This is a genomic window from Salmonella sp. 741265055_HSA, from assembly GCF_046569525.1.
In the GTDB taxonomy this organism is placed as follows: domain Bacteria; phylum Pseudomonadota; class Gammaproteobacteria; order Enterobacterales; family Enterobacteriaceae; genus Salmonella; species Salmonella enterica.
Genome location: NZ_JBKFSQ010000002.1, coordinates 185,803 through 207,834, shown reverse-complemented (window position 1 = coordinate 207,834; position 22,032 = coordinate 185,803). Strand labels below are relative to the sequence as shown.

Here is a 22,032-nt window from a genome sequence, read left to right as displayed (position 1 = left end):
TTAAATTAATACTCTCAAATGTATTAAGGAGATCTCGATCACACAAATTAAAATAATTTGTAATCTTATGAAACTTATTATTGAACTTATGCCACTCCGTCATTTAAAAATAGTCTGCCATTGACAAACGCCTCGTTTAACAATGGTTGAGGAAACACGCTAAGAAAATTATAAGGATTATTAAAATGAAACTTAAGTTAGTGGCAGTGGCAGTGACTTCCCTGTTGGCAGCAGGCGTTGTAAATGCAGCCGAGGTATATAACAAAGACGGCAATAAACTGGATCTGTACGGTAAAGTTCACGCTCAGCATTATTTCTCTGATGATAACGGAAGTGATGGTGACAAAACTTACGCGCGTCTGGGCTTTAAAGGCGAAACGCAGATCAACGATCAGTTAACCGGTTTTGGCCAGTGGGAATATGAATTCAAAGGCAACCGTACTGAAAGCCAGGGCGCTGACAAAGACAAAACCCGTCTGGCGTTTGCTGGTCTGAAATTCGCTGACTACGGTTCTTTCGACTACGGTCGTAACTACGGCGTTGCTTACGACATCGGCGCATGGACCGACGTTCTGCCAGAGTTCGGTGGCGATACCTGGACTCAGACTGACGTCTTCATGACTGGCCGTACTACTGGTGTTGCCACCTACCGTAACACTGACTTCTTTGGCCTGGTTGAAGGTCTGAACTTTGCCGCGCAGTACCAGGGCAAAAACGACCGTGACGGCGCGTACGAGTCTAACGGCGACGGTTTCGGTCTGTCCGCAACGTATGAGTACGAAGGTTTTGGCGTAGGTGCGGCCTATGCGAAGTCTGACCGTACTAACAACCAGGTGAAAGCAGCGAGCAACCTGAATGCTGCGGGTAAAAACGCTGAAGTCTGGGCTGCTGGTCTGAAATATGATGCGAACAACATCTACCTGGCGACCACCTACTCCGAAACGCTGAACATGACCACCTTCGGTGAAGATTCAGCGGGTGATGCGTTTATCGCGAATAAAACCCAGAACTTCGAAGCGGTTGCTCAGTATCAGTTCGACTTCGGTCTGCGTCCGTCCATCGCTTACCTGAAATCCAAAGGTAAAAACCTGGGTACTTACGGCGACCAGGATCTGGTTGAGTACATCGATGTCGGCGCAACCTATTACTTCAACAAAAACATGTCCACCTTCGTTGATTACAAAATCAACCTGCTGGACGACAGCGCTTTCACCAAAGCGGCTAAAGTGTCTACCGACAACATCGTTGCTGTTGGTCTGAACTACCAGTTCTAATTTTGTTGTAGTCTGAATACAAAGCCAGTCCTTTCAGGGCTGGCTTTTTCTCTTGATGTAGACTCGGTCATAAGGAGTATGCCGTGCAGACGTTCACTGGTCGTTGTCTTTGCGGACAGAGCCATTTTACCGTTGACGTCGAAATGCTGGATGTCTATGCCTGCCATTGTACGCTGTGTCAAAAATGGTCGGGTGGAATAGCCATGTATCTGGAAGCCTGCGGGCAACCACAGCTAGCCCCCCTTTCCCCGGAACCGCCATACTTTTCATCCTCTTCACGCGGCGAACGCTACTTCTGTTCCGGCTGCGGGTGTCCGCTGTGGTTTCGGCTTACCGATACCGATCGCTATTTTATTCCCTGGACCTTACTGGAACTGAACGAAGTTGATCGCCGTCGGCTGATTCTGGCTGCGGAAATTTATACCGAAACCCAGCCTGCTTTCTGGCGACTGACGGGGCAATACGCACGCCTCAGCGGTAAAGAAGTTGAGGAAATGGACTCCCCCTGCCAGCTAGCGCATTAAGCGCTTATCTCATCAGGCGTTATGTTATCGGCGTTGGGCTTTTGCCAGGCTGAACCACATCCCTACCGCCAGCAAAAGAAGCATACTCCCGGCGCTGCTTAACGCCACGCTATGCGACCAGATAAAGGCCTGTCTGGCGGCGTCCAGTATTGCCTGCCCCAGCGTGGGCGGCAGGCTATTCGCCAACTGCACAGCTTCACCCATTGAAGATGACGCTCTGGCAATCTCTTGCGCCTCAAGCCCGGCAGGCAGACGGATAGAAGCGGAGAAGCTACGGCTTAACAACAGGCCGAAAATGGCAATGCCCAGTCCTGCGCCCAGTTCATAAGCCATCGTTTCGATCGCGCCGGCCGCCGCCGCTTTTTCTGCCGGCGCAGCGGCCATAATTGCCGACGTGGAAGCCAGCAATGCGCTGGCGGCGCTAAATCCCAGCAGCGCCATCAGCCCCCAGGCCTGCCATTGCTGGGTGCTGAAATCCGTCATCGCCAGACCATAAAAACTCAGCGCGCTTAACGCCATGCCGCCCGTCGCGACCAGCCGTAGTCCCAGACGCGAGACCAGCACGCCCGCAATCGGCCCGCTGAATCCACTGGCGACCATCACTGGCAGCATAAATACCCCGGCCTCATAAGGCGATAGCCCGTGAACAAACTGTAGCTCTTGCGCCATCAGCAGCTCAAAACCCACCAGAGTGATCATCGCGGTCATCGCCATCACGACGCCGCTCAGGATAATGCGATGGGTAAATAGTCGCATATCAATCATCGGACGCGATGTCGCAAGCTGTGTGCGGATAAAGAGTCCCAGGAGCAACGCGCCGGTAAGCAGGGTAAACGAGATGATCCACAGCGACAGATGCCCTTTCAGCGCGGTTTTAGCGCTATAGACCAACAGCAAAATGGCAATAATCAGCATCACCGCATGGCCAAGATTGAGCGGTTGATCGCGACGGCCCGCCTGGCGAGGAACATAACGGGCGGTTAAGCCCATGACGACCAGCACAATCGGCACGTTGATCAGGAAAACCGATCCCCAGTAAAAATGCTCTAATAATATGCCGCCGATGAGCGGCCCAAACGCCGCTCCGCCTGAACCTACCGCTGCCCAGACGCCCAGCGCCATGTTGCGATGCTTCTCTTCACAAAAGGTGGCGCGTATCCCGGCCAGCGTCGCCGGTACAATCATCGCCGCGCCAATAGCCAGCAATACCCTGGTGGCGATAAGCCAACTGGCGGTATGCGAAAACGCCGCCGCCAGTGATGCCAGGCCAAAGAGCGTCCCACCCAGCATCAGCAGGCGTTTAAAACCGATACGATCGCCAAGCGCGCCCATCGGCAACACCATGCCAGCCATGACCAAAGAATAAATATCAATGATCCACAGCAGCTCGTTGCCGCTGGCCCCCAGTGTCATACTCAGTGTCGGGGCGGCGACATGCAAGACCGTGGCATCAATGGCGACAGGAATATAGACCAGCACAATAATGACTAACGTTAACCACTGACGAAACATAACTCTCCCTTCAAAAATTCAAATTTGGACGCTTGTCCAGTTTCAGGATCCTACGGTAAGTTGAACGAATGTCCAGCTTTTTGTTACACTGCGCGCATTGGCTAATGTGGGGAAAATATGAGTTACCTTAACCGGGATGAACGCCGCGAAGTGATCCTGCAAGCGGCGATGCGCGTGGCGCTGACAGAGGGGTTTGCCGCCATGACGGTGCGACGTATCGCCTCAGAAGCCGATGTCGCCGCCGGCCAGGTGCATCACCACTTCAGCTCGGCGGGCGAGCTCAAAGCGCTGGCCTTTGTCCATTTGATACGCACCCTGCTTGATGCCGGGCAAGTTCCGCCGCCCGCCACCTGGCGTGCTCGGCTTCACGCTATGTTGGGTAGCGAAGACGGCGGCTTTGAGCCTTACATAAAATTGTGGCGAGAGGCGCAAATTCTGGCCGATCGGGATCCGCACATCAGAGATGCTTATCTCCTTACGATGCAGATGTGGCATGAGGAAACGGTCACTATTATCGAGCAGGGCAAACAGGCAGGAGAATTTACGTTTACTGCTAACGCCACGGATATCGCCTGGCGGCTTATCGCACTGGTGTGCGGGCTGGACGGTATGTATGTACTGGGTATTCCGGAAATGGCCGATCCCGCGTTTAAATACCATCTGGATCGGATGATTACGCTTGAACTCTTTGCGTAAAGTTACAAATAATTTAATAAAAATCCCTTTTAATTTACAAATAGTAACAATTAAGAAACATCATATCTCCTCTTCGCGCCGCGCTGGCCTGGTTTTTTATCTATTCTTTCACTCAATATTCTAAAAAAACTTCAATAAGTTCTCAAAAGAGCGCGTGACGCTCTGGCTCTTTTTTGTGTTTTTTTCAAATGATATGCGCATGTGAGGGGTAAAATGACACGACAAAACGAGAATTATAATCGTTATCTCTTGAGTGACTGGCGACCTGAAAATCCAGCCTTCTGGGAGAATAAAGGGAAAGGCATCGCCAGAAGAAACTTATGGATTTCAGTAAGTTGTTTGCTCCTGGCATTTTGCGTCTGGATGTTGTTTAGCGCTGTTGCCGTCAACCTCAATAAAATTGGGTTTAATTTTACCACTGACCAACTCTTTTTATTAACCGCACTACCTTCTCTTTCCGGCGCAATATTACGCGTGCCCTACTCCTTTATGGTGCCACTGTTTGGTGGTCGTAAATGGACCGTATTAAGTACCGTAATATTGATTATTCCCTGTGCCTGGCTGGGATTCGCCGTGCAAAATCCTGCCACCCCTTTCGGGGTATTTATGCTCATCGCTCTGTTGTGCGGTTTTGCGGGGGCAAACTTCGCGTCCAGTATGGGCAACATCAGTTTTTTCTTTCCAAAAGCCAGACAAGGTAGCGCGTTGGGTATTAACGGCGGACTGGGAAATCTTGGCGTCAGTATGATGCAGTTGATTGCGCCGCTGGTTATTTTTCTGCCGATATTTACTTTTTTAGGCGTCCGGGGCGTGCCGCAACCTGATGGCTCCCTGCTCGCCCTCACTAACGCCGCCTGGATCTGGGTGCCGTTACTGGTTATCGCGACGCTTGCCGCCTGGTTTGGTATGAACGATATCGGCAGTTCAAAAGCGTCTGTCGCCTCGCAATTGCCGGTGCTAAAACGTCTGCACCTGTGGCTGCTTAGCCTGCTGTACCTGGCGACATTCGGGTCATTCATCGGCTTTTCCGCAGGTTTCGCCATGCTCGCCAAAACGCAATTTCCCGACGTAAACATTCTGCAACTGGCGTTCTTTGGCCCCTTTATCGGCGCGCTGGCGCGATCGGCAGGCGGCGTGATCTCCGATAAATTCGGCGGCGTTCGCGTAACGCTCATTAATTTTATCTTTATGGCGCTGTTTACCGCCCTGCTATTCCTCACGCTGCCAGGCTCCGGTGCAGGCAGCTTTAGCGCGTTCTATCTTGTTTTTATGGGCCTGTTTTTGACAGCGGGTCTCGGCAGCGGTTCTACCTTCCAGATGATTGCGGTGATCTTCCGTCAGATCACGCTCTACAACGTCAAACTGCGCGGCGGGAGCGATGAGCAGGCGCAGCGCGAAGCGGTGACGGATACCGCCGCCGCGCTCGGTTTTATCTCCGCTATTGGCGCTGTGGGCGGCTTCTTTATTCCAAAAGCGTTTGGCACCTCTTTGGCCTTGACCGGCTCGCCGGTGGGCGCCATGAAAATCTTTTTGCTGTTTTACATCGCTTGCGTCCTGCTGACCTGGCTGGTCTACGGGCGTCGTAAGCCTAAACAACAACAATAACAACATACACACCTGTAGGACGGCCATCCGGTAATGGTTTAACGCCAAATCGGCAGGATGGCGGAAAATTTATCGAAGCAGGAGAAATGTCATGAGTAAACTGTTGGATCGCTTTCGTTACTTTAAACAAAAAGGCGATACCTTTGCCGACGGCCATGGTCAGGTGATGCATACCAACCGCGACTGGGAAGACAGTTATCGCCAGCGCTGGCAGTTTGATAAGATCGTGCGCTCAACCCACGGCGTCAACTGCACGGGCTCCTGTAGCTGGAAAATTTATGTCAAAAACGGTCTGGTGACGTGGGAAACCCAGCAAACCGACTACCCGCGCACGCGTCCCGATTTGCCGAACCATGAACCGCGCGGCTGCCCGCGCGGCGCCAGCTACTCCTGGTATCTCTATAGCGCCAATCGTCTGAAATACCCTCTGGTGCGTAAGCGGCTGATAGAACTGTGGCGCGAGGCTCTTTCCCGGCACAGCGATCCGGTACTGGCATGGGAATCGATAATGAACGACCCGCAAAAATGCCAAAGTTACAAACAGGTGCGCGGACATGGCGGCTTTATTCGTTCGAACTGGAAAGAGCTGAATCAGCTCATTGCCGCCGCTAACGTCTGGACAATCAAAACCTATGGTCCGGATCGTGTGGCGGGGTTTTCACCTATTCCGGCGATGTCGATGGTTTCTTACGCCGCCGGAACACGTTATCTGTCATTGCTTGGCGGTACTTGTCTGAGCTTCTATGACTGGTATTGCGATCTTCCGCCCGCGTCGCCAATGACCTGGGGCGAGCAGACTGATGTGCCGGAGTCCGCCGACTGGTATAACTCAGCCTACATTATTGCCTGGGGCTCTAACGTGCCGCAGACGCGTACCCCGGACGCGCACTTCTTTACCGAAGTGCGCTACAAAGGCACTAAGACGATTGCCATCACCCCGGACTATTCCGAAGTCGCTAAACTGTGCGATCAGTGGCTGGCGCCAAAGCAAGGTACCGACAGCGCGCTGGCGATGGCCATGGGTCACGTCATTTTGAAAGAGTTTCATCTCGATAATCCCAGCGACTATTTCCTTAACTATTGCCGCCGTTATACCGACATGCCAATGCTGGTCCTGTTGGATGAGCGCGCAGACGGCAGTTCTGTACCGGGGCGTATGATGCGCGCGTCGGATCTGGTGGATGGACTGGGAGAAGCCAATAATCCGGAATGGAAAACCGTCGCGCTCAACAGTACAGGCGAACTGGTCGCGCCCAACGGTTCTATCGGTTTTCGCTGGGGCGAAAAGGGAAAATGGAACCTGGAACCGGTGGCGGCGGGCGTCGAAACTGAACTGTCGCTCTCTTTACTCGGTCAGCATGATGACGTGGCGGGTGTCGCCTTCCCCTATTTTGGCGGTAACGAAAACCCACATTTCCGCAGCGTGCGGCAGGAACCGGTGCTGGTACGTCAGTTGCCGGTGAAACGCCTGGCTCTGGCGGACGGTAGCGAGCGGATGGTCGTCAGCGTTTACGATCTGGTGCTGGCTAATTATGGGCTGGATCGTGGTCTGGATGACGGCCATAGCGCCAATAATTATAACGACGTAAAAGCCTACACGCCGGCCTGGGGCGAACAGATTACCGGCGTGCCGCGTCGACATATCGAAACTATTGCGCGTGAATTTGCCGAGACCGCCCATAAAACTCACGGTCGTTCGATGATCATCCTCGGCGCGGGAGTGAATCACTGGTATCACATGGATATGAATTACCGTGGGATGATTAACATGCTGGTGTTCTGCGGCTGTGTTGGACAAACCGGCGGCGGCTGGGCGCACTATGTCGGCCAGGAGAAGCTGCGGCCGCAAACCGGCTGGCTGCCGCTGGCCTTCGCGCTGGACTGGAATCGCCCACCGCGTCAGATGAACAGTACCTCGTTTTTCTACAACCATGCCAGCCAGTGGCGCTATGAAAAACTGACTGCGCAAGAATTACTCTCGCCGTTGGCCGATCCGGCTAAATTTTCCGGACACCTGATCGATTTCAACGTGCGCGCGGAACGTATGGGCTGGCTACCCTCGGCACCGCAGCTTAATCTTAACCCGCTCAGCGTGAAAGCGAGCGCCGATAAAGCCGGGTTGTCTGCGGCGGATTATACCGTGCAGGCGTTGAAATCAGGCGCTATCCGTTTTGCCTGCGAACAGCCTGACAGTGGTCATAATCACCCGCGAAATTTATTTGTCTGGCGCTCTAACCTGCTCGGCTCCTCCGGGAAAGGTCATGAGTACATGCTCAAATATCTGCTGGGCACCGACAGCGGTATCCAGGGCGAAGCGCTGGGCTCCAGCGAAGGAATTAAGCCTGAAGAGGTGGAATGGCAGTCCGCCGCGATTGAGGGCAAACTCGATCTGTTGGTCACGCTTGATTTCCGTATGTCCAGTACCTGTCTGTTTTCCGATATCGTCTTGCCGACCGCCACCTGGTATGAAAAAGACGATATGAATACCTCGGATATGCATCCGTTTATCCACCCCCTTTCCGCCGCGGTCGATCCTGCCTGGGAATCCAAAAGCGACTGGGAGATCTACAAAGGTATCGCCAGCGTCTTTTCTGAAGTGTGTGTCGGACACCTCGGACAGGAAACCGATGTGGTGTTACACCCGCTCCAGCATGATTCCCCGGCGGAACTGGCGCAGCCATTTGATATTCTCGACTGGCGTAAAGGCGAGTGCGAACTTATTCCGGGCAAAACCGCCCCCAATATCGTCGTGGTTGAACGCGATTATCCGGCCACCTATGAACGTTTTACCTCGCTGGGTCCCCTGCTGGATAAATTAGGCAACGGCGGTAAGGGGATTGCCTGGAATACGCAAGATGAAGTCGATTTCCTCGGTAAGCTCAATTACACCAAACACGATGGCCCGGCGAAAGGACGTCCGCGCATCGACACCGCGCTGGATGCCTCGGAAGTGATTCTTGCCTTAGCGCCGGAAACTAACGGCCAGGTGGCGGTGAAAGCCTGGCAGGCGCTGGGCGAGATGACCGGGCGCGAGCACACCCATCTGGCCATCAATAAAGAAGATGAGAAAATTCGCTTTCGTGATATCCAGGCGCAACCGCGCAAAATTATCTCCAGCCCGACCTGGTCAGGACTGGAAAGCGAGCATGTCTCTTATAACGCCGGATATACCAACGTACATGAACTGATCCCGTGGCGCACGTTGTCGGGGCGGCAACAACTCTATCAGGATCATGCGTGGATGCGCGCTTTTGGCGAAAGTCTGGTGGCATATCGCCCGCCGATTGATACCCGCAGCGTCAGCGAAATGCGAGAAATTCCGCCCAACGGCTTCCCGGAAAAAGCGCTTAACTTCCTGACGCCGCACCAGAAATGGGGAATTCACTCCACCTACAGCGAAAACCTGCTGATGCTGACGTTGTCGCGCGGCGGGCCGATTGTCTGGATCAGCGAAGCCGATGCCCGTGAATTGGGTATTGAAGATAACGACTGGATTGAAGCCTTCAACGCTAATGGCGCCCTTACCGCTCGTGCGGTGGTCAGCCAGCGCGTCCCGCCGGGTATGACCATGATGTACCACGCCCAGGAGCGAATTATGAATATTCCGGGCTCGGAAGTGACCGGAATGCGCGGCGGGATCCATAACTCCGTGACCCGGGTCTGTCCAAAACCGACGCATATGATCGGCGGCTATGCGCAACTGGCTTACGGCTTCAACTATTACGGAACCGTGGGTTCGAATCGAGATGAATTCATCATGATCAGGAAGATGAAAAACATTAACTGGCTGGATGATGAGGGCCGGGATCAGGTACAGGAGGCGAAAAAATGAAAATACGCTCACAGGTTGGGATGGTACTGAATCTCGATAAATGTATTGGCTGTCACACCTGCTCCGTCACCTGTAAAAACGTCTGGACCGGACGTGAAGGGATGGAATACGCATGGTTCAATAACGTCGAAACTAAACCGGGCATCGGCTATCCCAAAAACTGGGAAGACCAGCAGGAGTGGCAAGGCGGTTGGGTTCGTGATGTTAATGGCAAGATAAGGCCCCGTCTGGGCGGCAAAATGGGGGTAATTAGCAAAATTTTCGCCAACCCGGTGATTCCGCAAATCGATGATTACTATGAACCCTTTACCTTCGATTATCAGCATTTACATAATGCGCCGGAGAGTAAGCATCAGCCCACTGCCCGCCCTCGTTCACTGATTGACGGAAAACGGATGGACAAGGTGATCTGGGGGCCAAACTGGGAAGAGCTGCTCGGCGGCGAGTTTGAAAAACGCGCCCGCGACCGTAACTTCGACAACATACAAAAGGAGATGTACGGTCAGTTCGAAAACACCTTCATGATGTACCTGCCGCGCCTGTGCGAACACTGCCTGAACCCCAGTTGTGTCGCCACCTGCCCAAGTGGCGCTATTTATAAGCGTGAAGAAGACGGCATCGTGCTAATCGACCAGGATAAATGCCGGGGCTGGCGTTTGTGTATCAGCGGCTGCCCGTACAAAAAAATCTACTTTAACTGGAAGAGCGGCAAGTCTGAGAAGTGCATATTTTGCTATCCGCGTATTGAATCCGGCCAGCCGACCGTTTGCTCGGAAACCTGCGTCGGGCGCATCCGTTATCTTGGCGTTCTGCTCTACGACGCCGACAGGATTGAAGACGCGGCCAGTACCGAACACGAGACGGATTTGTATGAACGTCAGTGCGATGTGTTTCTCGATCCGCACGATCCGGCGGTCATCGAGGAGGCGCTTAAACAGGGCATCCCGCAAAACGTCATCGACGCCGCCCAACGGTCGCCGGTGTACAAAATGGCGATGGACTGGAAGCTGGCGCTTCCGCTGCACCCGGAATACCGTACCCTGCCGATGGTCTGGTACGTACCGCCGCTGTCGCCCATCCAGTCATACGCCGACGCGGGCGGGTTGCCGCACAATGGCAATATTCTGCCGGCGGTGGAGACGCTGCGTATTCCGGTTCAGTACCTGGCCAATATGCTCAGCGCGGGCGATACCGGTCCGGTCATTCGGGCGCTAAAGCGGATGATGGCGATGCGCCACTACATGCGCTCGCAGACGGTTGAAGGCGTGACGGATACCCGCGCGATTGACGAAGTGGGTCTGAGCGTACAACAGGTTGAAGAGATGTATCGCTACCTGGCGATTGCCAATTATGAAGATCGTTTTGTCATTCCCACCAGCCACCGGGAAATGGCGCGCGACGCCTTTCCGGAGCGCAACGGCTGCGGCTTTACTTTTGGCGACGGTTGTCACGGCTCGGATACCAAATTCAACCTGTTCAACAGTAGCCGTATTGATGCCATCAATATCACCGAAGTGCGTGATAAAGCGGAGGGGGAATAATGCAAATCCTCAAAGCGATTGGCCTGTTGATGGAGTATCCGGACGACGGGTTGTGGGAATGTCGGGATGAGGCGTTCGCCCTTATCCAGCACGATGCGCCAATGCTGGCCGACTTCACTCGCGAGCTGCTTTATGCGCCGTTACTGGATAAACAAGCAGAATGGTGCGAAGTGTTTGACCGCGGGCGCGCCACTTCATTGCTGTTATTCGAGCATGTTCATGCGGAGTCCCGCGATCGCGGCCAGGCGATGGTCGATTTGTTAAGTCAGTATGAAACCGTGGGCCTGCAGCTCAACTGCCGCGAACTGCCGGATCACCTGCCGCTCTATCTGGAGTACTTAAGCGTGTTGCCGGAAGCGGAAGCGCGCGAGGGATTACAGAATATTGCCCCTATTCTGGCGCTGCTGGGCGGTCGTCTGAAACAGCGAGGAGCGCCGTGGTATCAACTGTTTGACGCCCTGCTGACGCTGGCGGGCAGCCCACTGACAAGTGACAGCGTCACTAAACAGATTGTTCAGGAATCGCGGGATGATACCCGTCAGGCACTGGATGCCGTCTGGGAAGAAGAACAGGTGAAGTTTATCGAAGATAACGCCACGACCTGTGACAGTTCACCGTTACACCATTATCAACGACGCTTTAGCCAGGACGCGGCACCGCAGTACGTCGACGTCAGCGCGGGAGGCCCGAAATGATACAGTACCTGAACGTCTTTTTTTACGACATCTACCCCTATATTTGCGCCACGGTATTCTTCCTCGGCAGTTGGCTGCGCTATGACTACGGACAATACACCTGGCGCGCGTCGTCCAGCCAGATGCTGGATAAGCGTGGGATGGTGATATGGTCGAATCTGTTCCATATTGGCATTCTGGGGATCTTTTTTGGCCATCTGTTTGGGATGCTGACTCCGCACTGGATGTATGCCTGGTTCCTGCCGATTGCGGTAAAACAGCAGATGGCGATGATCCTTGGCGGCGTGTGCGGCGTATTAACGTTGATCGGCGGCGCGGGATTGCTGTGGCGGCGTCTGACCAATCAGCGTGTGCGGGCGACATCCACTACACCAGATATTATCATCATGAGCATTTTGCTGATTCAGTGCCTGCTTGGCCTGAGCACCATTCCGTTTTCGGCGCAATATCCGGATGGCAGCGAAATGATGAAGTTGGTGGGCTGGGCGCAAAGTATTGTCACCTTCCGCGGCGGGTCTTCGGAAATGCTGAGCGGTGTGGCGTTTGTTTTCCGCGTTCATCTGGTGCTGGGAATGACTATTTTCCTGCTCTTCCCGTTCACCCGTCTGGTTCATGTCTGGAGCGCGCCGTTTGAGTATTTCACCCGTCGCTACCAGATTGTTCGTACCCGCCGCTAATTCTCGTTGCCCGGGGGTACGCTTACCGGGCAAAGAAAACGCCTGGGCGTCGTCATTCGGCAACGCACAGGCTATGATGATTCTTCAGTCAAAGGAGAACATCAATGAAACCGCAGATTTACCATGTTGACGCCTTCACCAGCGAACCCTTTCGCGGCAACTCTGCTGGCGTTGTCTTACATGCGGATACGCTAAGCGACGCGCAGATGCAGCTGATTGCCCGTGAACTTCGTCACTCGGAAACCGCCTTTTTGCTAAAAAGCGAAGAGAGTGATGTGCGCATACGCTATTTTACACCGACAGTAGAAGTCCCCATCTGTGGTCATGCCACCGTGGCCGCGCATTATGTTCGGGCAACGGTACTGGGGTTGGGAAACACCACCGTCTGGCAAACCTCGTTAGCGGGCCGTCATCGCGTTGAAATTCATGCCGAACACAACGACTATCGCATCACGCTGGAACAAGGTCAGCCCTCTTTTGAACCACCGCTAGTCGGAGAGATTCGGGCTGCCATCATCGCCGCGCTGAACCTGACTGAAGATGATATCGTGCCGGGAGCGCCAATTCAGGTGGCTTCAACAGGACATGCAAAAGTGATGATCCTGCTCAAACCAGACGTTGATATTGATGCCCTTTCTCCGAATCTGGCAGCCCTGACGGCAATCAGCCAGCAAATTGGCTGTAACGGCTTTTTTCCTTTCCAGATTCGTCCGGGAAAAAACGAAACCGATGGGCGAATGTTTTCTCCGGCGATAGGGATTGTGGAAGATCCGGTAACGGGAAACGCCAATGGCCCGATGGGTGCATGGCTCGTCCATCATGGCCTGATGGCGCATGACGGTAAAACGCTGCAGATTCAAGGCCATCAGGGGCGCGCTTTAGGCAAAGAGGGTACTGTTGATGTTACCGTCACCATTCGCGATAACCAGCCGGAAAACGTCACCATCTCCGGCCAGGCGGTCATTTTGTTTCATGCCGAATGGGCCATTGCTTTTTAATCTTTGTCAGGCCCGCAAATCCTCGCGGCAAAAAATTATTTTCCCGCCTCCGGATGGGTATCAAATGCAGCCATTACCGCGGCCAGCTCCGCCTCAGTAAAACCGTGCTTTACATCATTTACGCCGAGACCAAACTGCTGCTGAAGTAACTGATACAACGACGGTACATCCGGTACATTGGCCTGTTCAACGGCATGTCCCTGGTGGTAACGCGTGAAGTGGAAATTCGTTAATGTCAGCTTGCCGCCATCAGGCAAATGGCGGCACATCAACAAATGATGACGAAAATGGGATTGCGGCCAGTGAGCCGACCAGAAATTGCCCATCACATGATCGCTCTGCTGCTGCACCCCCAGATCAAAACAGTACATCGACTGCCAGTGCCCATGGTGGAGGAATTGTAAAATCCATGTGCCCCCCTCCTGCATCAGGCGGTATTCGCCATGCGGCGTCTGCTGGGCAATTTCGGCCTGCAGACGAAGCGGCGCGGTTAGCGTTTGGCCACCAAACCCCACGTCAGCGATCCACTGCTCATCCTCAACATCAACCAGCAGCAAACGGTGCGTGCGCGGCGGTAAACTGGCGGGATGAGACAGAATGACCCGCCCCAATAAGCTTCGGACGTTAAAACCGATGTCGCGTAACGCACGTTCAAACAGACCATTCAGTTCAAAACAGTATCCACCGCGTCGGGCATAAAGCAGTTTCTCCTCTAATGCCGTCTCATCGAGCTGTATTTCACGAGGCAGTAGCACATCCAGATTTTCAAAAGGAATCGCGCAGTTGTGCGCTAAGTGAAGCGTTCTGAGCGCTTCAACCGTAGGAACCCCCAACGGCTGACAATTTAATCGCGTAAAATAAGCATGTAAAAAAGAGGTCATCTGAGGCTTCCATTAACATTAATGCTTGTGTTCGGCACACAGGCTGAGGTGGATATCGCTGCGCAACAGGATACCCTATCCGTGGAATAGCGTTGGATACTTTTGAAAAAATAAGACAGGCCGGCTACAGCCGCCGGAGGTACGTGGGATTTTGGCCTACAAACGGAAATCGGGTGCTGAGAATCTCTTTGCGACACGCCGCCAAAATAGCGGCGTGTTAAAATTTTTAACGCCAGCTCAGCGAGTCTGATTTCTAACAAAGCTGGCTAAACATAAACGCTTTTTAATACTTGTCCAAATAGTTATGGTAGCGAGATTTTATGTCGGCCGCCCATTGCGCTTTCGCCTCGCCCATGCTGTTGGCCCGAGCGATATAATATTCTAAACTCGGAATGGCACCTGATGCCTGTGGTAAGGCATTATATTCTGCTATTCGTTCTCTGACGGTTTTATGGTCTTTATCAATATCATAAGCATAGTACGCTGGCGCCTCAAAAAAGCCCTCTTCCAATCTCATACAAATATCTTCAAAGGCCCCCTTAACTTCAACGGTATGTTCGCCATCCGATATCCTGACGATTGGCTCACGTCCAGCCATCAGCGAGAGTTGTTCGAATGTTAACATCCGACCATCAGAAAGCTCGACATCTATAGTAAACAGTCCATCACGTACAGCATCAGCAAGATGATTATGGATATTCCCTGCATTGGCACAGAACTCCTCAACTTTAGGCGTAACATTGCAACAATGTTCAATTACTCGCGTAAATCCGTAGGCCAGTCCTGCGGTAAGTACCCACAAGATGCCTTTCATGATTTTTGTTGATAATTTATTTTCATAATCTCCTGCAGCAACATGAGGTAGTTTATTTCCTGATAATGCCCTGGCATAGGTAGAAACTGATGTATGTGGCATATCATACTCCTTCAAATTTTGCTCAATAGCTTTATATGTCCTACTCCTCTCTCATTATAACGATATGTCAATCAACAAAATTGCTCAAAGGCATACATTTTCAGGAGAAAATGAGAATAACAGGCGCAACGGCCTTACCTTATGCTGCTGCAATATCGTCAGGTAGTTTACCGTTCGAGGTTATATCTATGACCATAAATCCCACCAGGGATTAGCGCTGGTTAATTATTGCGCAAAGTAATCACTGCGGATTTGTGCTGGCGTCTTATCTGGCTGAATCGTGACCACACCGCACCACATCTGACCACACAAATAAACTCGACATCCTCATTTTGTTCTTTCCGTATGTTTTGCGTCATTTAACAATTGCAGGTAGGATGCTCCGCCGGCGGTTTTATCCCTGTCACAGAATCAGGGAAAAGCGGCATTCGCCATTGCAGGCAATCGATTGGTGAGCGCCCGTCGCGGCATAAGGAATTTTTCTGTCAGGACAGGCTACAACAGGTAACGTAATGAAAACACAGACTACGCACGCCGCAGAACAACATGCGGCGAAACGACGCTGGCTGAACGCCCATGAAGAGGGGTATCACAAAGCGATGGGGAATCGTCAGGTTCAGATGATTGCTATCGGCGGCGCGATTGGCACCGGTTTATTTTTAGGCGCAGGCGCCCGATTGCAAATGGCCGGACCGGCACTGGCGCTGGTCTATCTGGTATGCGGCATTTTTTCTTTTTTCATTTTACGCGCGCTGGGCGAACTGGTATTGCATCGCCCTTCCAGCGGGAGCTTCGTCTCCTACGCCCGTGAGTTTTTGGGTGAAAAAGCGGCCTACGTCGCAGGCTGGATGTACTTTATTAACTGGGCGATGACCGGGATCGTCGATATCACCGCAGTGGCGTTATATATGCACTACTGGGGCGCATTTGGCGACGTTCCGCAATGGGTGTTCGCGCTCGGCGCGTTAACCATTGTCGGTACCATGAACATGATCGGCGTAAAATGGTTTGCCGAAATGGAGTTCTGGTTCGCGCTGATAAAAGTACTCGCCATTGTTATCTTCCTGGTGGTAGGCACGATTTTTCTCGGTACCGGTCAACCGCTTGAGGGTAATGCCACCGGTTTTCACCTGATTACAGATAATGGCGGCTTTTTCCCGCACGGCCTGTTGCCCGCGCTGGTACTGATTCAGGGCGTGGTGTTCGCCTTTGCGTCGATTGAACTGGTCGGTACCGCCGCTGGGGAATGCAAAGATCCACAGACGATGGTGCCAAAAGCCATCAATAGCGTGATCTGGCGTATTGGTCTTTTCTATGTAGGATCGGTCGTATTGCTGGTTTTACTGCTGCCGTGGAACGCCTACCAGGCGGGGCAAAGTCCGTTTGTCACCTTCTTTTCTAAACTTGGCGTGCCTTATATCGGCAGTATTATGAATATCGTGGTGTTAACCGCCGCGCTTTCCAGCCTGAACTCCGGGCTTTACTGTACGGGGAGAATTTTACGTTCAATGTCGATGGGGGGTTCCGCGCCGAAATTCATGGCGAAAATGAGCCGTCAGCATGTGCCCTATGCGGGAATTCTGGCGACTCTGGTGGTTTACGTGGTCGGCGTGTTCCTGAATTACCTGGTCCCCTCCCGTGTGTTTGAGATCGTTCTTAATTTTGCCTCGCTCGGCATTATCGCGTCGTGGGCGTTTATCATGGTGTGCCAGATGCGTTTACGCCAGGCGATAAAAGAAGGCAAAGCCGCAGACGTCAGTTTTAAACTGCCCGGCGCGCCTTTTACCTCCTGGCTAACGCTGCTGTTTTTACTAAGCGTGTTGGTACTCATGGCGTTTGACTACCCGAATGGAACTTACACTATCGCCTCGTTGCCGCTGATCGCTATTCTGCTGGTCGCCGGCTGGTTTGGCGTGCGACGTCGCGTGGCGGAGATCCATCGCACTGCGCCAGTGACGGCGGATTCGACAGAGAGTGTCGTATTGAAAGAAGAAGCAGCGACATAACATTCCCCTTCCCCGGCAGCCCCAGGCCTGCCGGGTTTAATGCGCGTTGCCGCCAACACCGCATCGCGCCCAATGCTTAGTCAGCCTTAATCAACTGCGCCACATCATTGCTGTTAATTTCCCGCTGGTTGCCTTCCTGATCGGTATAACTGGTCATCCCCGTCTCTTTATCTAACTGCGGCTTACCCTGAGTTACGATCGTTTGCCCATTCTTCGTCGTCATCACATAGTTGGTTGTGCAACCCGCAAGCATAAAAAACATTATGCCCAAACCTGAGCATATAAATAACTTTTTCATATTTTCCTCGTGAATATAATGAGTTAACTACAGCAAAAAAGCAGTGTAATTCTCACAGAATCATCAGGCTATCGGCGGGGTGTAACGAGGCGTATCGGTGCGTTTAAAGAGATGACTGGAGGGGTTTCCCCCTCCATACCCTATTTACAGAGCAATGCGAATAACATCATCCGGCTGCGTCGCTTCCTGTTCACGTGTCGATTTCTGCTTCACGCTGACGTAGAGCGTTTTACCGTCTGCCGATAGCGCCAGGCTATTCGGGTACGTCGGCGTATTGAACGTTTTAACAACGTTATAGGTCTTCGTATCGATCACGCTGACCTGACCTGCCTGACGATGCGTCACATAAGCCTCGTTACGTGTCGGGTTAAACAGGACGGCCAAAGAGGCAGGCGCCGCGATTTTGGCAAGAATATTGCTATTACGGGTATCGACAACCAGAACCTCAGTCGCCTTCGAGTCGGTGATAAACGCGCGATGACCTGCGGTATCGAGACTCAGATTAATAAAGAAGTGTTCTTTACCGTCATCCAGCAACTTCTTACGACTGAGAATTTTATTGCTGGCGGTATCGATGGTGATAAATTCGCCATCCGCATTGGTGGTGTACAGGCGTTGCGCTTTACTGTCGAGCGCCAGACCCGTACTCATTTTGCCGGTATTTTCGATCGTCGTTTTCAGTTTGATGGTTTCGCCATCCACTACCCAAATAGCACTCTCTTTGCCAACACCGCTAATGTAGATCGTGTTGGTAGACGCATCGGCAACCAGCTCACGGGGCTGTAACGGACGAACCTCTTCAGTACGTTTGCGCGCATCAAGTACCAGACGACCTTTTACATCACCCGTTTTGGCATCAATCGCGGTAACAGCGCTGTTAATGGTATTGCCAAACCACAGCGTTTGGGTCGCGGCATTGATGGTGGCGCCGAACGGCTTGAGATCGTTATGAATCGCTTGCGTGATTTCCAGCGTCACCGGGTCGAGACGATAAACTACGCCGCCTTTATCCAGTTTACGGCTTTGCGATGTAGCCAGCCAGAGCGCGTTTTCTTGCTGACTCCAGGCCATCTCATAAGCGCCTTTGCCTACCGCTTTACGCAGCATGTCTTCCGCCGCCAGCGTGCTAAATGAGGATGCGACGAGGAGCGAACCTAACAATAAAGAACCACGCAGGCGCGGCGAAAAAAGATGACGTAAGTGCATGACGACTCCCTTTGATAAAAACGTGTATAGCTGCTTCACACTACTTCGCTGCGCGGGATCTTCGTTCCGCACTTATTATAAGTTGAGAATAATAATCATTATTTATCAGAAAGTGGAGCTTTTCCTCGCCTGCGAATGTCATGGCGCTTAAATACCGCACATTTTCTTAACTTAATGTGCGATTAAAATTTCAAAACTTTACATATTGACTACCCTTAATGTCACGTTTTCCGTTGATACGCTTACATTTATCCGGCATTTTCATGAAAATTATTTCCGTTAGACAGCGACTTTATCCCGCCCTCTTATTGCCTCTGACCTTTTCCCCGGTCCTTCAGGCCGCCAGCGCGCCCAATGAACAAACCATGATAGTCACCGCAACGCCGCAAACCGTATCCGAACTGGATACACCTGCCGCCGTTAGCGTCATTGAGGGAGAAGACATGCGTCTGGCGACGCCGCGCGTCAATTTATCTGAGTCTTTAACCAGCGTCCCGGGATTGCAGGTGCAGAACCGGCAGAACTACGCGCAGGATCTGCAAATCTCTATCCGTGGATTTGGCTCGCGTTCCGCCTTTGGCGTGCGCGGCATTCGTCTGTATGTTGATGGCATTCCCGCCACCATGCCGGATGGACAAGGCCAGATTTCGAATATTGATATTAACAGCATACAAGACGTTGAAGTGTTACGCGGCCCCTTCTCAGCGCTATACGGCAATGCTTCCGGCGGCGTGATAAATGTCACCACTGAAACCGGGAGACAGCCGCCCACCCTTGAGGCCAGCAGCTACTACGGCAGTTATGGAAGCTGGCGCTATGGGCTAAAAGCCACGGGCGCGATGGGTGACGGCACACAGCCAGGCGACGTGGATTACACGGTATCGACTACCCGTTTCACCACCCACGGCTACCGCGATCACAGCGGCGCGCAAAAAAATCTGGCTAATGCCAAACTGGGCGTGCGCCTTGACGATGTCAGTAAACTCTCGCTGATTTTTAATAGTGTAGACATTAAGGCGGACGATCCCGGCGGACTGACCGAATCTGAATGGAAAGCCGATCCGCAACAGGCGCCGCGCGCTGAACAGTACAATACGCGTAAAACCATCAAACAAACTCAGGCAGGATTGCGTTATGAACGTCAGCTCAGCGCGCAGGATGATATCAGCGTGATGGCCTACGCCGGAGAGCGGGAAACCACGCAATACCAGTCTATTCCCCTGGTGGCACAGCTAAAACCAGCCCAGGCTGGCGGCGTAATTACACTGCAACGCCACTATCAGGGCATTGATTCCCGCTGGACTCACCGGGGAGAATTAGGTGTGCCGGTCACCTTCACTGGCGGAGTAAATTATGAAAATATGAGCGAAAACCGCAAGGGTTACAATAACTTCCGCCTCAACAACGGCACCCCTGAGTTTGGGCATAAAGGCGATTTACGCCGGGATGAGCGTAACCTGATGTGGAATGTCGATCCTTACCTGCAAACCCAGTGGCAGCTTACGCAAAAACTCTCGCTGGATGCTGGCGTGCGCTACAGTTCCGTGTGGTTCGATTCTAACGATCACTATATCGCGCCCGGCAATGGCGATGACAGCGGCGACGCCAGCTATCACCACTGGCTACCCGCCGGATCGCTAAAATATGCATTAACTGACGCCTGGAATCTCTATCTTGCTGCCGGTCGCGGGTTTGAAACTCCCACTATCAATGAGCTTTCTTATCGCGCTGACGGCCAAAGCGGGTTCAACTTTGACCTCAAATCGTCGACCAATGATACGGTGGAAGTCGGCAGTAAAACGCGGATTGGCAATGGCTTGTTGACCGCCGCGTTATTTCAAACCGATACCGATGATGAAATTGTCGTCGCCAGCAGTATGGGAGGACGCACTACCTACAAAAACGCGGGCAAAACGCGCCGCCAGGGCGCAGAGCTTTCGTTGGACCAGCGCTTCGCCGGCGACTGGCGGGTGAAAGCATCATGGACCTGGCTGGATGCAACCTATCGCAGTAACGTTTGTCAGGGGCAAAACTGTGATGGTAACCGGATGCCCGGCATCGCCCGTAATATGGGATTCGCCTCATTAGGTTTTATCCCGGATGAGGGGTGGTACGCCGGAACAGACGTTCGCTATATGGGCGATATCATGGCCAATGATGAAAATACCGCCAAAGCGCCTTCGTATACCGTTGTTGGACTGAATACAGGGTATAAATTTAATTACAGTCAGCTTACCGTCGATATTTTTGGGCGGGTAGATAATCTATTTGATAAAGAATATATCGGTTCGGTGATCGTTAATGAATCTAATGGCCGATATTATGAGCCAGCGCCAGGGCGTAACTATGGCGTGGGGATTAATCTGGCATGGCAATTTGAATAAATATCCGGCAAATATCCGGCAATAGCGGGGAGCCCCCGCTATTGATAAGCCATAGTTACATGACGTACTGATTTTTAATCGTCGCTACGTTTTGTTGCAAAACGTTCTGTAAGCAGTGGCGGCTGCCTTCTTTATCACCAGCCACTAACGCATTAAGCAATTTTCTGTACAGATTAACGCCGTTTTGATAATCATCAAGTTTAAAATTATCATATAAAAAATGCAGGCCCGGACCCAGGCGTACCCATAATTGCTCGATCATGGCATACAGCGTTGGCATATCCGCGTAGTGGTAGATCTCAAAGCGGAATGCGCGGTTGGCCAAAAGAATTTTCTCCATAACGCCACTTTCCAGCGCCTGTTGAAATTCATCTAATAGCGCATTCAGCGTCTGCTCGCGATCCGGGGTAATCTTACCCGCAGCGGCGACCACCGCCATCTCCTCCAGGGCAGTACGAATCGTATTAATTTCCAGCAAACTTTCCAGCGAGATCTCCGGCACCATAAACGCCTGTGCTGGCGCCACCGCCAAAGCACTGGAAGAGACCAGCCTTAACAGGGCCTCACGCACCGGCGTAATACTGACGCCTAACTCTTGAGCGATATTTTTAGTGATAAGCCTTGCGCCTGGTTTTAATGCGCCAATAGACAATTGATGCTTTAACCGATTTTCAACCTGTGTGGTCAGGCTTATATGTTGTGTTTTTTCCGTACCCGGCATTTTCCTTCCTTCACCTCTTGGCAGAACAACATCGCAATCGAGTCCCGAAGAAGTTTCGGAACTTAATTGTAAAAAAGATAATCCAGGCCTGAACGGCCAAATAAATAAAAGTGATAATTTACTTGCGTGATATTCTCATCTTTTACAACAATACAGGTTTCTTTATGGCAACCGTTTTATCTCCGTCATTCCTTCATGTATCGAGATTTTTGACCGGTTCAGGCCGCTGAGGGAGATAAGCTGCCCCACCGCGATCTGAATGATGA

17 protein-coding genes are annotated in these 22,032 nt (G+C 52.3%); 11 read left to right on the top strand and 6 right to left on the bottom strand.

What is annotated here, in order from left to right; translation table 11 throughout:
* Positions 1-185: 185 nt before the first annotated feature.
* Together ompD and ACLD4K_RS02260 are read left to right on the top strand one after the other, a co-directional pair.
* Positions 186-1,274 carry a porin OmpD gene (gene ompD / locus ACLD4K_RS02265; RefSeq protein ID WP_411011324.1) on the top strand — a complete coding sequence of 363 codons (1,089 nt, stop codon included), beginning with the start codon at positions 186-188 and terminating at the stop codon, positions 1,272-1,274.
* A 143-nt stretch (positions 1,275-1,417) separates the two neighbouring features.
* Positions 1,418-1,798, top strand: a complete 381-nt coding sequence (locus ACLD4K_RS02260) for a GFA family protein (RefSeq protein WP_014343841.1) — start codon at positions 1,418-1,420, stop codon at positions 1,796-1,798.
* 24 nt (positions 1,799-1,822) lie between these two features.
* Here ACLD4K_RS02260 and smvA read toward each other — a convergent pair whose 3' ends face one another.
* The gene (smvA, locus tag ACLD4K_RS02255; protein WP_411011323.1) at positions 1,823-3,310 is read right to left on the bottom strand and encodes a methyl viologen efflux MFS transporter SmvA; all 1,488 of its coding nucleotides are present in this window, start codon (positions 3,308-3,310) and stop codon (positions 1,823-1,825) included.
* Between the two features lie 117 nt (positions 3,311-3,427).
* Between smvA and ACLD4K_RS02250 the strand changes: the two genes are divergently transcribed.
* The 7 genes from ACLD4K_RS02250 (at position 3,428) to ACLD4K_RS02220 (ending at position 13,354) form a co-directional block, all read left to right on the top strand.
* Entirely contained in the window at positions 3,428-4,006 is a 579-nt protein-coding gene (locus ACLD4K_RS02250) for a TetR family transcriptional regulator (RefSeq protein WP_183060365.1), read from the top strand.
* A 213-nt stretch (positions 4,007-4,219) separates the two neighbouring features.
* Positions 4,220-5,611 (top strand): NarK family nitrate/nitrite MFS transporter, encoded by a 1,392-nt coding sequence (locus tag ACLD4K_RS02245; RefSeq protein ID WP_411011322.1) that lies wholly within the window; start codon positions 4,220-4,222, stop codon positions 5,609-5,611.
* Positions 5,612-5,702: 91 nt separating this feature from the next.
* Complete coding sequence (locus tag ACLD4K_RS02240; RefSeq protein WP_183060369.1) at positions 5,703-9,443, top strand: nitrate reductase subunit alpha; 3,741 nt, start codon at positions 5,703-5,705, stop codon at positions 9,441-9,443.
* Positions 9,440-10,984 carry a nitrate reductase subunit beta gene (narH, locus tag ACLD4K_RS02235; protein WP_000702587.1) on the top strand — a complete coding sequence of 515 codons (1,545 nt, stop codon included), beginning with the start codon at positions 9,440-9,442 and terminating at the stop codon, positions 10,982-10,984. The genes ACLD4K_RS02240 and narH overlap by 4 nt, the downstream gene beginning before the upstream one ends.
* Positions 10,984-11,679, top strand: a complete 696-nt coding sequence (narW, locus tag ACLD4K_RS02230) for a nitrate reductase molybdenum cofactor assembly chaperone (protein WP_368371806.1) — start codon at positions 10,984-10,986, stop codon at positions 11,677-11,679. Before narH ends, narW begins: the two co-directional genes overlap by 1 nt.
* A complete protein-coding gene (gene narI / locus ACLD4K_RS02225) occupies positions 11,676-12,356 on the top strand; it encodes a respiratory nitrate reductase subunit gamma (protein ID WP_000617106.1) in 681 nt (226 codons plus the stop codon). Before narW ends, narI begins: the two co-directional genes overlap by 4 nt.
* 104 nt (positions 12,357-12,460) lie before the next feature.
* Complete coding sequence (locus ACLD4K_RS02220) at positions 12,461-13,354, top strand: PhzF family isomerase (protein ID WP_156010648.1); 894 nt, start codon at positions 12,461-12,463, stop codon at positions 13,352-13,354.
* 35 nt (positions 13,355-13,389) lie between these two features.
* Here ACLD4K_RS02220 and nhoA read toward each other — a convergent pair whose 3' ends face one another.
* Positions 13,390-14,235, bottom strand: coding sequence for an N-hydroxyarylamine O-acetyltransferase (gene nhoA, locus ACLD4K_RS02215; RefSeq protein WP_411011321.1), 846 nt, complete (start codon positions 14,233-14,235; stop codon positions 13,390-13,392).
* Positions 14,236-14,518: 283 nt separating this feature from the next.
* Positions 14,519-15,151, bottom strand: coding sequence for a type III secretion system effector SteA (gene steA / locus ACLD4K_RS02210; protein WP_183060376.1), 633 nt, complete (start codon positions 15,149-15,151; stop codon positions 14,519-14,521).
* A gap of 512 nt (positions 15,152-15,663) precedes the next feature.
* On the opposite strand from steA, the gene ansP reads away from it, so the two are divergent.
* Positions 15,664-17,157 (top strand): L-asparagine permease, encoded by a 1,494-nt coding sequence (gene ansP / locus ACLD4K_RS02205; protein ID WP_079811191.1) that lies wholly within the window; start codon positions 15,664-15,666, stop codon positions 17,155-17,157.
* A gap of 76 nt (positions 17,158-17,233) precedes the next feature.
* Here the strand turns inward: ansP and ACLD4K_RS02200 are convergent, their stop codons facing one another.
* Positions 17,234-17,455 (bottom strand): YgdI/YgdR family lipoprotein, encoded by a 222-nt coding sequence (locus ACLD4K_RS02200; RefSeq protein WP_079944346.1) that lies wholly within the window; start codon positions 17,453-17,455, stop codon positions 17,234-17,236.
* 144 nt (positions 17,456-17,599) lie between these two features.
* A complete protein-coding gene (locus ACLD4K_RS02195; RefSeq protein ID WP_411011320.1) occupies positions 17,600-18,661 on the bottom strand; it encodes a YncE family protein in 1,062 nt (353 codons plus the stop codon).
* A 263-nt stretch (positions 18,662-18,924) separates the two neighbouring features.
* On the opposite strand from ACLD4K_RS02195, the gene pqqU reads away from it, so the two are divergent.
* Entirely contained in the window at positions 18,925-21,045 is a 2,121-nt protein-coding gene (gene pqqU, locus ACLD4K_RS02190) for a TonB-dependent receptor PqqU (RefSeq protein WP_411011319.1), read from the top strand.
* A gap of 55 nt (positions 21,046-21,100) precedes the next feature.
* On the opposite strand, the gene mcbR is transcribed toward pqqU, so the two are convergent.
* Positions 21,101-21,766, bottom strand: a complete 666-nt coding sequence (gene mcbR, locus ACLD4K_RS02185) for a colanic acid/biofilm transcriptional regulator McbR (RefSeq protein ID WP_058331487.1) — start codon at positions 21,764-21,766, stop codon at positions 21,101-21,103.
* Positions 21,767-22,032 lie beyond the last annotated feature (266 nt).